Consider the following 12868-nt stretch of genomic DNA (forward strand, 5'->3'; position numbering starts at 1 on the left):
TCGCTGACGATGCCCTTCTTCGTTCAACTCGCGCATCACTTCCTTCCCGAGACGATCCTCGCGGTCGGCGTGATGATTCTCATCCTGATCGGCGCCTGGCGCGGCGAGCGCGGCTTCGGCCTCGTCGACGAAATGGCGGTCGGCATTCTCGGTCTCGCGCTGGTGACGATCGCGCTGTCGAGCACGCCCGACACGAGCGTCTTCGACGGGGCCTATATCGACGACGGCTTTTCGCGCTTCATGAAGGCGCTGACGCTGATCGGCGCGATCGTCTCGATCCTGATGTCGGTCGATTGGCTGCAGCGCAACGGGCTTGAGAAATTCGAATATCCGGTGCTGATCATCCTCTCGACGCTCGGCATGCTGCTGCTGATTTCGGCGGATAATCTCATCGCCCTCTATCTCGGCCTCGAACTGATGTCGCTCGCGCTCTATGTCATGGCCGCCTTCGCGCGCGACGACGGCAAATCGTCGGAGGCGGGGCTGAAATATTTCGTTCTCGGCGCGCTTTCTTCCGGCATGATGCTTTACGGCGCGTCGCTGCTCTACGGCTTCTCCGGAACGGTGTCCTTCGCCGGCATCGCCGCTGTCGTCTCGACCTCCGCGCCGATCGGCGTGATCTTCGGGCTTGTCTTCGTCCTGGCCGCGCTCGCCTTTAAAATGTCGGCGGCGCCTTTCCACATGTGGACGCCCGACGTCTATCAGGGCGCGCCGACGCCGGTCACCGCCTTCTTTGCTTCCGCCGCCAAGATGGCGGCGGTGGCGATCACCGCGCGCATCGTCTTCACCGCCTTTCCGGGCGTAAAGGACCAATGGCGCCAGATCGTCGTGTTCGTCTCCATCGCCTCGATGCTGCTCGGCTCCTTCGCGGCGATCGGCCAGGAGAACATCAAGCGGCTGATGGCCTATTCCTCGATCGGCCACATGGGCTTCGCGCTGATCGGACTTGCCGCCGCCGACGAGGCGGGCGTGCGCGGCCTCGCGATCTATCTGACGATCTATCTCATCATGACGCTCGGGACTTTCGCGGCCATCCTCGCGATGCGCGTCGAAGGCAGATTTGTCGAGAATATTTCCGACCTCGCCGGCCTGTCGCGCACCAATGGCTGGATGGCGTTCTTCCTCGCGATGCTGATGTTCTCGCTCGCCGGCGTGCCCCCGCTCGCCGGCTTTTTCGCCAAATACTACGTGCTGCTCGCCGCGGTCGACGCCGGCCTCTTCGGCCTTGCGGTAATCGGCGTTCTGGCGAGCGCCGTCGCTGCCTATTACTATTTGCGGGTTGTCAAGGTCATGTATTTCGACGAGCCGGCGCCCGCCTTCGATCGCGCGCCGCGGGCGGTTCGCGCCGTGCTCGCCATCTCGACTCTGGCGCTGCTCGGATTTTGGGTCTATCCCTCTCCCGTCATGGATGCGGCTGCGGCGGCGGCCAAATCGCTCTTCTAGAGCGCGCGGCGAAAAAGTGGGAACCGGTTTTTCGCATAGAGCGCGCTCTAAATTGTTAAATCGATCACGTTTTCTGCCTTTGGGCGATTCCGCCCAAAGGCAGCGTGATCTAGGGAGGTAATTGGCGCGTGGAGTTGGGATCATTGGCGCGCGCCCGCGGCGTGCGCCTCCTCGCGCTGGAGAGCGTCGATTCTACCAATGCCGAAGCGCGCCGCCTGATCGAGACGGGCGAGCGCGGGCCGCTCTGGGTGGTCGCGGCGCGGCAGACCGGCGGCCGTGGCCGTCTCGGACGCCAATGGGTTTCGCCGCCGGGCAATCTGCATGCGAGCTTCATTCTCGGCGATTTCGGCGCGAGCGACATCGCGCCGCAGCTCGGCTTCGTCGCCGGCGTCGCGGCGTTGCGCGCGCTGCGCGAAGCCACGGGCGAGGTCGGCCGCTTCGCGCTGAAATGGCCGAACGATCTGCTGCTTGAGGGCGCCAAGCTCGGCGGAATCTTGCTCGAAAATGTCAGCGCGCCGACCGGCGATGCGCGTGCGCCGGTCGCATCGGTCGCGATCATCGGCATCGGCGTCAATTGTGCCGAGGCGCCGAAGAATCTGCCGTTCGAGGCAAACGCGTTAACGTCAGTCGGCCCTAACGCGCCCGGCGCCGCGACGGTCTTTTCCCATCTTTCCGACGCGATCGTCGAAGCGCTCGATCTCTGGCGCGGCGGCGAAGGGTTCGCCCAAATCCGCGAGGCCTGGCTCGACCACGCCGCTTATCTTGGCGCTCATATTCGCGTCGAACTGCCGCGCGAAACGGTTGAAGGTCGCTTCGCCACCATCGACGCGGCCGGCCGGCTCATTCTGGCGACGCACAGCGGCGAGCGCGTCGTGGAAGCCGGCGATGTTTCCCTCGGGCCGCGGCGGATCGCGGCAGGAGGCGCCGCATGATGACGCCAGACGCCGACCTCGTCTTCCTGCCGCTCGGCGGGCTCGGCGAAGTCGGCATGAACATGGCGCTCTATGGCTATGGGCCGCCGCACAAGCGCAAATGGCTGATGGTCGATTGCGGCTTGGGCTTTCCCGGACCGGAACTGCCCGGCGTCGATCTTGTCTTTCCCGATATCGCCTTCATCGAAAAGATCGCGCGCGATCTTGTCGCGATTTGCATCACCCACGCCCATGAGGATCATATCGGCGCCCTCGCGACTTTGTGGCCGCGGCTCAACTGCAAGGTCTTCGCGACGCCCTTCGCGGCGGGCCTTCTCGAAGTGCGGCGACTGAACGAGCCCGGCGCGCCGAAGATCGACATTTCTCTCACTCGCGCTGGCGCGAAGCTCGATCTCGATCCGTTCGAGGTCGAATATGTCGCCGTCGCCCATTCGATTCCGGAAGCCAATGCGCTGGCGATCCGCACGCCGCTCGGCCTGCTGGTTCATACTGGCGATTGGAAGATCGATCCCGAGCCCGGCGTTGGAACGCGGATCGACGAGGCGCGGCTGCGCGCGCTCGGCGACGAGGGCGTCGCCGCGCTCATTTGCGACTCGACCAACATCCTGCGCGAGGGCGACAGTTTCTCCGAATCCGATGTCGCGCGCACGCTGCGCACGCTGATCGCGGAAGCGCCAAGCCGGGTTCTGGTGACGACCTTCGCCTCCAATATCGCCCGGCTGCGCGCCATCGCCGAAGCCGCGCAGGCGTGCGGACGCACCGTCGTCGTCGCGGGGCGGGCGATGGACCGCGCCATTCAGGTGGCGCGCGACTGCGGCTATCTCGACGGCGTGCCCGGATTTCACCCGCCCGAATTGCTGCCGACGCTGCCGCGCGACAAGACTGTGGTCATCGCCACCGGCAGCCAGGGCGAAACCCGCGCCGCGATGGCGCGCGCCGCCGCGAACGATCATCCGACGATCAAGCTTGTCTCCGGCGACCGGGTGATTTTTTCCTCGCGCGTTATTCCCGGAAACGCACGCGACGTCTTTCGCATCATCAACAATCTCTGCGATCTCGGAGTCGAGGTCATCACTGACCACGATCATCTCGTGCATTGCTCGGGCCATCCGCGCCGCGGCGAGGTCGCGCAAATGTATGAATGGATCCGGCCGCGGATCGCCGTGCCGGCGCATGGCGAGGCGCATCATCTGAAGGAACATGCGGCTTTCGCGAGAGCGCATGGCGCCGCGGAGGTCGTCTCGGCGCGCAATGGCGACATTGTGCGGCTCGCGCCAGGCGCGCCGGGCGTGATCGGCGAGGCGCCGCATGGCCGTCTCATGAAGGATGGCGATGTCGTCCTAACCGAAGATGATGGCGCGGTGCGCGACCGAGTGAGACTGTCTTTCGCCGGCGTGATTTCCATCGCGCTTGCTGTCGATCGCAAGGGCGAACTCGTCGGCGATCCTGACGTGGTCTTCGCCGGCGTGCCGAAACGCGGCAAATTCGGCGAGGAGATGGGCGAGGTCATCGACGAGGCGCTGTTCGCCGCCTTCGACGGCCTGTCGCGCCCGCGGCGCCGCGACGCCGACGCGGTCTCGAATGCGATCGAGAAGGCGGTGCGGGGCGCAGTGTCGTCGGTCTGGGGCAAGAAGCCGACCGTCCATGTGATGGTCGTCGCGACATAGCGAAACCCTCTCCCATCGGGAGAGGGTGGCTGCGAAGCAGCCGGGAGAGGGGTCGCCGCCTCTCCATTTAGCGCGACGCCCCTCACCCCGGACCGTCGGTCCGACCCTCTCCCGATGGGAGAGGGTTGCGCGCGTTCTTTTAAGTCGCGGCGAAAGCGCCAAGCGGTTACGCTTCACCCGGAGCGAATCGCGCATGGACAATCGGCCTGCCTATTACGAGTTCTTCGCCGGCGGCGGCATGGCCCGCGCCGGGCTTGGAGAAGGCTGGCGCTGTCTCTTCGCTAATGATTTCGATCGCAAGAAGGCTGAAAGCTATCGCGACAATTGGGGCGGCGATGAGCTTCATATCGGCGACGTGCGCGAGATTACCACGGCGCAATTGCCGGGCCGCGCCGATCTCGTCTGGGCCTCCTTCCCCTGTCAGGATTTGTCGCTCGCCGGCGCCGGCGCCGGATTGAAGGGCGAAAGATCGGGGACCTTCTGGCCCTTCTGGGATCTGATGAAGGCGCTGCGCCAGGAGGGACGCGCGCCGGCGATCATCGTTCTCGAAAATGTCTGCGGCGCGCTGACCTCTCACGGCGGCAAGGATTTTGTGAAAATCTGCGAGGCGCTGGCGAAGGAACAATACAGATTCGGCGCGCTGGTTATCGACGCGGCGCTGTTCGTCCCGCAATCGCGCCCGCGACTGTTCATCATCGCCACGCGGGAGGACATCGCTGTTCCCTCATCTCTCCTGCGTCATTGCGAGCGAAGCGAAGCTTTTCAGAGCCGTGAGGCGGCCTCTGGATTGCTTCGTCGCATCGCTCCTCGCAATGACGGTTTGTTCCATACGCGCGCGCTTGTCGCCGCGCATGAGCGATTGCCAAAGCCGCTTCGCGCCAATTGGCTGTGGTGGAATCTGCCGGCGCCGCCGCTGCGCAACAGATCGCTGATCGACGTGATCGAAGATGCGCCGATCGATGTCGCGTGGCATGGCGTCAAAGAGACGAATGCGCTCATCGCGATGATGAGCGACGTCAATCTCGCCAAGATCGCCGAGGCGAAACGCGCCGGGCGCAAAATGGCGGGCACGCTCTATCGCCGCACGCGCTACCAGAACGGCGTTAGAATCCAGCGCGCGGAAGCGCGTTTCGACGAAGTCGCCGGCTGTCTGCGCACGCCGGCCGGGGGCTCAAGCCGGCAATTTGTGCTCGTCATCGACAAGGGCAAAGTGCGCTCGCGGCTGATGTCGGCGCGCGAGACGGCGCGGCTGATGGGACTGCCGGATGATTATGTTTTGCCGGAAAACTACAACGAGGCCTATCATCTAACGGGCGATGGCGTCGTCGTTCGTGTCGTGCGGCATGTCGCGGCGCATCTGCTGGAGCCGTTGATCGACACAACGTCGCTTCGCAGCGCGGCGTAATGGGGTTTGTCATTCCCGGCAGGCCGAAGGCCTGACCGGGAATCCAGAAAAACTGGGCGGCGGCTCCTGGATTCCCGATCGCCCGCAAGCGGGCGTCGGGAATGACATCACGCGAACAAAAGCAAAATATACGATATATCGGAGAGGATCCTGCCCACCGCTCCGCCATCATGCGCGCGGTGAAGGGGAAGGACACTACGCCAGAACTCGCGGTGCGCGCGATGCTTAGAACATTCGCGCCGTTCTACCGGCTGCATCGGAAGGACGTTCCCGGCAATCCCGACATCGCTTACATCGGCCGCAAGCGCGCGATTTTCGTTCATGGCTGCTTTTGGCATGGACATCAGTGCGCGCGCGGCGCGCGCATGCCGAAAGCCAACGCCGATTATTGGCGCGCGAAAATCGCCAAAAATGTCGCGCGCGACGCCGCGCATCGCGAAAAGCTCGCGGCGCAGGGATGGCGCGCGCTCACCGTCTGGGAATGCGAATTGAAGGAAGCCGCCGCGACAGAAAAGAAGCTACGCGAATTTCTAAAGTAAGGGCCAGCAACCCTCTCCCATAGGGAGAGGGTGGCTGCGGAGCAGCCGGGTGAGGGGATGCGCCAATCGAATGTAGCGCGTGGCCGCCTTTTTCCGATTGGATCAATGGCGAAGGCGCGTAACCCCTCACCACGGTCCTTCGGACCGACCCTCTCCCCATGGGAGAGGGTGGGCGCGCTTAGTCCTTCGCGCGCTCCACATAAGCGCCATCCTCGGTCTGGATGACGACTCTTGTGCCGGTCTGGATATGCGGCGGCACCATGGCGCGCGCGCCATTGGAGAGTTTCGCCGGCTTGTAGGAGGAAGACGCCGTCTGGCCTTTCAGCGCCGGCTCGGTCTCGACGACTTCAAGCGTCACCCGCGGCGGCAGCTGAATGCCGACCGGCGCGCCGTTGAACATCGACAGGATGCAGACCATGCCTTCCTGCAGCCATTGCGCCTGATCGCCGATCGTGTCGGCGGAGACGGCGACCTGCTCGTAGCTCGCCTGATTCATGAAGTGATAGCCGTCGTCGTCATTGTAGAGATAGCTGAAATCCTGATCTTCGACGAAGGCGCGCTCGACCTGTTCGGTGGTCTTATAACGGTCGGAGACTTTGACGCCGTCGGAAAGGCGGCGCATGTCAATCTGCGTCGTCGGCGTGCCCTTGCCGGGGAAAAAACTTTCGGCGGTCAGGACGACGTAAAGCTGCCCGTCATCCCTCTCAATGATATTGCCTTTGCGAATCGAACTGGCGATGACTTTCACGTCGGTATCCCTTATGGCCGGCCTGGGGTATGAACGGCGGTAAGACCATATTTCGGGCGCGCCGGCAATCCGGGGCCCCGCCACGCGGGAGGCCTTATGACGGGCGCGTCGCCCTGGTGGGCTCGGGATGTCTACGCCGACCGCAAGCCCTTTCTCAAGGCGCGCACGGCGATCGCCGCGGCGGTCCGGCGCTTCCTCGCCGCGGAAGGGTTCGCCGAGGTTGAGACGGCGGCGCTTCAGCTCTCGGGCGGCAATGAAACGCATCTGTCGGCCTTCGCGACCGAGCTGATCGGCGGCTCCGGGGAGCGCAGCCGGCTCTATCTCCACACCTCGCCGGAATTCTCCTGCAAGAAGCTGCTGGCGGCGGGCGAGGAGCGGATTTTCACCCTCGCCCATGTCTTTCGTAACCGCGAGCGCTCGGCGCTGCACCATCCCGAATTCACCATGCTGGAATGGTATCGCGCCGGCGCGCCGACCTTGCGACTGATGGAGGATTGCGCCGGACTGCTGGCGAGCGCCGCTCGGGCGGCGGGCGCGAGCGATTTTTCCTGGCGCGGCCGGACCTGCGATCCTTTCGAGGAGCCGGAGCTCGTTAGCGTCTGCGAGGCCTTCGCGACCCACGCCAGCATTGATCTTGCAGCGCTGCTCGGCGACCGCGACGGGCTCGCCCGCGCCGCCGCGCGCGACGGCATAAGGGTCGCCGACGACGATGGCTGGTCCGATCTCTTCAGCAAGATCATGAGCGAAAAGATCGAACCTATGCTCGGCGGCGAGCGGCCGACGATCCTGACTGACTATCCGGCAAGCGAAGCGGCGCTCGCCCGCGTCAACCCGGACGATCCGCGCTTCGCCGACCGTTTCGAACTCTATGTCTGCGGCGTCGAACTCGCCAATGGCTTCGCCGAACTGACCGACCCCGCCGAGCAGCGCCGCCGTTTCGAGGCGCAGATGGCCGAGAAACGCCGCATCTATGGCGAGGCCTATCCGATCGACGAGGATTTTCTGGCGGCGCTTGCTGAAATGCCGGAAGCCTGCGGCGTCGCCCTCGGCTTCGACCGGCTGGTCATGCTCGCGACCGGCGCCGAGCGCATCGAACAGGTGCTGTGGACGCCAGTGGCCGAGCGCGGTTCGGCGCTCTAATTCCCCTAAAAACTGCGACGCAATGCTGGCGCGCACATCGCGCGCCAAGGAGACCTTTAATAGTGGCGCCGTTTGAGCGGGGGCGGGCGAGATGCGTCCGCCGCCGAGCATGATTTCATGGAGGGCGCAATGAGATTGAGAATATTGCTGACATCATTCGTGGCGATCGCCATCTCGATGAACACAACCGCGATCGCGCAGAAAGGCGAAGCCCCGGCCGCGCCGCCGGCCGCGCCAGTGACCACCTTCGACGACAAGCTCGTCAAAATCGCCGAGCAGGCGCCAGGCTTTGGCGGCATGTATGTCGACGAGAAGGGAACGCTGCAGATCTATATGAAGAACGCCGGCGAGCTGCGCAACGCCGATTCGATGAAAGCCGCGCGGTCTCAAGTAATGACGGCGATCTCCAGCGTGCTCGGCGCGGATTTCCTGACGCAAAACGGCACCCGTAAAGGCCGAGCGTCGGAGCCCAATATCATCAAGGGCGATTATGACGCGATCGAACTCGCCAAATGGAAGAAGAGCGTCGCGCCTGCGCTCGACGGCCAGGAAATCGTCTTTGTCGATCTCGACGAGCGCCGCAATCGCGTGACCGTCGGCGTCGTCGGCGATCCCTCGCGCCAGAGATTCGAAGCCCTAGCGAAATCGCTTGGCGTTCCCTTCGAAGCGCTGATCATCGAGGAAACGCAGCCGATCCGATTTCACGCGTCGTTGCGCGATAAGAGGCGGCCGGTTCCGGCCGGCGTGCAGATCGAAATCGACACGGGAATCTTCGCCTATAAAATCTGCACGCTCGGTTTCAATGTCGTGCGCAATGGCCGCGACGGCTTCGTCACCAACTCCCATTGCACCAGAAATCGCGGCGTCAGCAATGACGATGATTTCCATCAGCCGAATGATCCGCTGCTGTCGGGCAATAAGATCGGCGACGAGGACGCCGACCCGCGATATTTCACCGGCGGCCAGTGTCCGTCGGGCAGGAGATGCCGGTTCAGCGACAGCGCCTACGCCGATTACCGCATCGCGCGCGGGCCATTCGAAATCGCGCGAACGACCAATAATGTCGGCTCGCTGACGATCAACGGCTTTCCGAACTCTTTCCGGATCGTCAGCGAGACGCCGGATTCGATGGTCGGCATGAGGCTCAACAAGGTCGGGCGAACCACGGGCTGGGCGTTTGGCGACGTGCGCGCGACCTGCATCGACGTCAATGTCGCCGACACCGACGTTCGGCTGCTGTGCCAGAGCCGCGTCGCCCGGGTGAGCGGAACCAATAAGCTGACCGACAATGGCGACAGCGGCTCGCCGGTCTTCTCGATTCTGCCGACCGCCAGCCAGGCGAGCCTGCACGGCATTCTCTGGGGCGGACCCGACGACGGCAGTTCTTTCGTCTTCAGCCCGCTGAGCCTGATCGAGCAGGAGCTTGGACCGCTCACCACCTTCACGGCGCAGCAGCCGCCGCAGCCGCCGCCGCCCCCGCCCCCGCCGCTGACGCCGCGCGAGGAATGCCTGCGGGAATGCGCCGCGGATCGCGACTCCTGTCTCGCCGAGGGCGGTCTGGCGTCGCAATGCATACCAGCCTTTCGCCGCTGTCGCGAGCGGTGCCCGGCGCGGTGAGGCGACCCGAGCGGCGGGCTGATCGTCCGCCGCTTCCGTAGGGCGGTTTCGCTTCCAAAATCCCCCGCCTTGGGGTATGAGACGCTGCATCGCAACAACAGCCAGCGCCTCTGTCCCGGCCCCTCTCGGGCGGCCGCAGGGGCGGCTGTTTTACCCGGCCGGCCCGTTCACCATGCAGCTGCGCAATATCGCCATCATCGCCCATGTCGACCATGGCAAGACCACGCTCGTCGATCGTCTGCTTCAGCAGTCGGGCGCTTTTCGAGAGAATCAGCGCGTCGCCGAGCGCGTAATGGATTCGAATGATCTCGAGAAGGAGCGCGGCATCACCATCATGGCCAAGGCTACCTCGATCGCCTGGAAGGATGTGCGCATCAACATTGTCGACACGCCCGGCCACGCCGATTTCGGCGGCGAGGTCGAGCGCATTCTCTCCATGGTCGACGGCGCGATCGTGCTCGTCGACGCCGCCGAAGGCCCGATGCCGCAGACCAAATTCGTCGTCGGCAAGGCCTTGAAGATCGGGCTGAAGCCGATCGTCTGCGTCAATAAGGTCGATAAGCCCGACGCACGCGTCTCCGAAGTCGTCAACGAGGTTTTCGACCTCTTCGCCGCGCTCGACGCCAGCGACGAGCAGCTCGACTTCCCGATCATCTATGGCTCGGCCAAACAGGGCTGGATGGCCGAGGAGCCGACCGGCCCGCAGGACGGCATGGCGCCGCTGTTCGATCTCGTGCTCAAGCACGTTCCCGAGCCCACGGTCGAAGAAGGCGGCTTTCGCATGCTCGGCACGCTGCTGGAGGCGAACCCCTATCTCGGCCGCATCATCACCGGCCGCGTCTTCGCCGGCAGCGTGAAGCCCAATCAGGCGGTGAAGGTGCTCGACCGCGCCGGCAAGATCGTCGAACAGGGCCGCGTGTCGAAAATTCTCGCCTTCCGCGGCATCGAGCGCCAGCCGATCGAAGAGGCGGAAGCCGGCGACATCGTCGCCATCGCCGGCCTCGAGAAATTCAACGTCGCCGATACGCTCTGCGCGCTCGACGTGAACGAGCCCTTGCAGGCGCAGCCGATCGACCCGCCGACGCTGTCGATGACCTTCCTCGTCAATGACAGCCCGCTCGCCGGCACCGAAGGCGACAAGGTCACGAGCCGCATGATCCGCGCCCGGCTTTATAAGGAGGCCGAAGGCAATGTCGCGCTGCGCGTCGAGGATGCGCCGATGGGCGACGCCTATATCGTTTCGGGCCGCGGCGAGTTGCAGCTCGGCATTCTGATCGAGACCATGCGCCGCGAAGGCTTCGAACTCGGCGTGTCGCGCCCCAAGGTCGTCTACAAGAAGGATGAGAACGGCGAGATTCTCGAGCCGATCGAGGAAGTCGTCATCGACGTCGACGAGGAGCATAGCGGCGTCGTCGTGCAGAAAATGGCGGAGCGCAAGGCCGAGATGATCGAGATGAAGCCGTCGGGCGGCAATCGCCTGCGGCTGGTCTTCCATGCGCCGACGCGCGGGCTCATCGGCTATCAGGGCGAACTCCTCACCGACACGCGCGGCACGGCGATCATGAACCGCCTGTTCCATGAATATGCGCCCTTCCGGGGCGAGATTCAGGGCCGTCGCAACGGCGTGCTGATCAGTAATGATTCCGGCGAGGCCGTCGCCTACGCCATGTGGAAGCTCGAGGATCGCGGGCCGATGATGATCGAGCCCGGCTGGAAGGTCTACAAGGGCATGATCGTCGGCGAGCACACGCGCGACAATGATCTCGAGATCAATGTGCTGAAAGGCAAGCAGCTCACCAATATCCGCACCCAGTCGAAGGACGAAGCGGTGCGCCTCACCCCGCCGATCCAGATGACGCTGGAAAAGGCGCTCGCCTATATCGAGGACGACGAGAGGGTGGAAGTGACGCCAAAGTCGATCCGCCTGCGCAAGGTCTATCTCGACCCCAACGACCGCAAGAAGGCGAAGGGCAAGGCCGCGCTGGTCGAGTGAGGGCGGCGTCGCGCCAATCGCCCAGGCCCCTCGCCTTACCTCTCCCCGCAAGCGGGGAGAGGGGATAGCGGCGCAGCGCCTTTCGCAAATTGCGCGCGCATGATTTTTCGCGATGCGCCTGACGCCTCTTCTCCCCGCTTGCGGGGAGAAGTGCGATGAGGGGCGAGGGGTTTGGCGCTCCGCCTACTGCAGCCCCACGCGATCGACGATTCCCACCGGGCAGCCGGGGTCTGTCGTCGGCGCGGCGGCGATGAGGTCGGCGAGCTTGCTGTCGGCTTTGATCTCGCCGTTCAGACCGATGGTTATCTCGACGATCAGATTTCGCTCGCCGTCTTTCTTGCAGGCGACGCGCACCCGGTCGGCGGCGCCGTCGCCGAATGTCTCGTTGAAGGCGGCCTTGAGCTGGTCTCGCGTGATTTCCTCGCCGACATGCGCCGAAAAAAGCTCCTGAACTTTGGAGCGGTTCAGCTGCGACATCAGCGCCAGCGTGCGGGAGAAATAGGCGTCCGCCTCGCCGCCCGGAAAGCATGTGCCGTGCTTGATCCATTCGTGCCGTTCGAGGAGCGACATGGTTCCCGGCATCACTTCCGACAGGGCGCTCCTCGTCGCGTCGGAGAGTTCAGGCTCGGGCAAAGCGGTCCATCGGTCGTCCTTATCGGCTGCGATAATGTGGCGATCGACCTTGCAATATTGCTTTTTCGGCCAGAGCCCATGCAGCGTGAAATGGGTCGCGTCGAAACGGTCGGGGCGCTGCGTCTCGCATTCCGTCTTGTCGGGCTTGCCTTCGCAGAAGGCGGGCTGCCAGCTGACGGCGAGGATGTAATCCGGCTTTTGCGCTTGCCCGCCGCCCTGCTGTCCGCCAGGATCAGTCGGATCCTGGCCGCCTTCATCGAGCGTCGCGTCGCCGCAGCCGACCGCGACCCATCGGCGTCCTGGATTGGCGTCCGGCACGTCGATCAGATAATGCGTCGCATTCGGCTTGTTCTTGGCGAAAATGCTGTAACGCTGGTCGGGCTCGACGATGATATTGCCAGGATTGGCGCCGCCTCTGATCGATTGAAGCGCCGGACAGGATTTTCGGACGATAAAGCTGCCGGACGCCGGCGTCTCGGCGATCGCGCCATGGGCGGTAAGCAGCAGGGCTGAACATAGCAGGAAGAGAAGACCAATCGTGCGCAAGGGGATAACTCCCAAATATAGGCGCGACGGATGGTAATGGCGGCGGCGCCCGCGAGCAAGCGTCGGCTGATTGCGCGATTGGTTGGGTTTGCTCAAATCGGGTCTCAGGGCGGAAGCGTTACCCAACGCCCATTTTCATTTCGCGAAGTCCTCCGGCGGTTCGCTCTCGAAAAGTGTCTTCGCGGGGATCGGATGCTCAAAGCCG

The 12868-nt window shown here is 64.1% G+C and carries 10 protein-coding genes; 8 read left to right on the forward strand and 2 right to left on the reverse strand.

Going from position 1 to position 12868, the window contains the following annotated elements; all coding sequences use genetic code 11:
* The first annotated feature begins 9 nt into the window (after positions 1-9).
* The 5 genes from nuoN to U1E20_RS13520 all read left to right on the forward strand — a co-directional run bounded on the left by nuoN (position 10) and on the right by U1E20_RS13520 (position 5986).
* A complete protein-coding gene (gene nuoN, locus U1E20_RS13500; RefSeq protein ID WP_409981144.1) occupies positions 10-1443 on the forward strand; it encodes an NADH-quinone oxidoreductase subunit NuoN in 1434 nt (477 codons plus the stop codon).
* A gap of 143 nt (positions 1444-1586) precedes the next feature.
* A complete protein-coding gene (locus U1E20_RS13505; protein WP_409981145.1) occupies positions 1587-2375 on the forward strand; it encodes a biotin--[acetyl-CoA-carboxylase] ligase in 789 nt (262 codons plus the stop codon).
* Entirely contained in the window at positions 2372-4042 is a 1671-nt protein-coding gene (locus U1E20_RS13510) for a ribonuclease J (RefSeq protein ID WP_409981146.1), read from the forward strand. Before U1E20_RS13505 ends, U1E20_RS13510 begins: the two co-directional genes overlap by 4 nt.
* A 193-nt stretch (positions 4043-4235) precedes the next feature.
* On the forward strand, positions 4236-5447 hold the full coding sequence (locus U1E20_RS13515) for a DNA cytosine methyltransferase (protein WP_409981147.1): 1212 nt from the start codon (positions 4236-4238) through the stop codon (positions 5445-5447).
* A gap of 101 nt (positions 5448-5548) precedes the next feature.
* Entirely contained in the window at positions 5549-5986 is a 438-nt protein-coding gene (locus U1E20_RS13520; protein ID WP_409981148.1) for a very short patch repair endonuclease, read from the forward strand.
* 178 nt (positions 5987-6164) lie between these two features.
* Here U1E20_RS13520 and efp read toward each other — a convergent pair whose 3' ends face one another.
* Positions 6165-6734 carry an elongation factor P gene (efp, locus tag U1E20_RS13525; RefSeq protein ID WP_409981149.1) on the reverse strand — a complete coding sequence of 190 codons (570 nt, stop codon included), beginning with the start codon at positions 6732-6734 and terminating at the stop codon, positions 6165-6167.
* A 96-nt stretch (positions 6735-6830) separates the two neighbouring features.
* On the opposite strand from efp, the gene epmA reads away from it, so the two are divergent.
* The 3 genes from epmA (at position 6831) to typA (ending at position 11484) form a co-directional block, all read left to right on the forward strand.
* Positions 6831-7874, forward strand: coding sequence for an EF-P lysine aminoacylase EpmA (epmA, locus tag U1E20_RS13530; RefSeq protein ID WP_409981150.1), 1044 nt, complete (start codon positions 6831-6833; stop codon positions 7872-7874).
* 129 nt (positions 7875-8003) lie between these two features.
* Entirely contained in the window at positions 8004-9491 is a 1488-nt protein-coding gene (locus tag U1E20_RS13535; RefSeq protein ID WP_409981151.1) for a hypothetical protein, read from the forward strand.
* A gap of 172 nt (positions 9492-9663) precedes the next feature.
* Positions 9664-11484 carry a translational GTPase TypA gene (typA, locus tag U1E20_RS13540; protein WP_409981152.1) on the forward strand — a complete coding sequence of 607 codons (1821 nt, stop codon included), beginning with the start codon at positions 9664-9666 and terminating at the stop codon, positions 11482-11484.
* 183 nt (positions 11485-11667) lie between these two features.
* Here typA and U1E20_RS13545 read toward each other — a convergent pair whose 3' ends face one another.
* Positions 11668-12663: a ribonuclease T2 family protein gene (locus tag U1E20_RS13545; protein ID WP_409981153.1), complete on the reverse strand. Its 996-nt coding sequence runs from the start codon at positions 12661-12663 to the stop codon at positions 11668-11670.
* Positions 12664-12868 lie beyond the last annotated feature (205 nt).

It is taken from the genome of Methylocystis sp. (genome assembly GCF_046349115.1).
Classification (GTDB): domain Bacteria; phylum Pseudomonadota; class Alphaproteobacteria; order Rhizobiales; family Beijerinckiaceae; genus Methylocystis.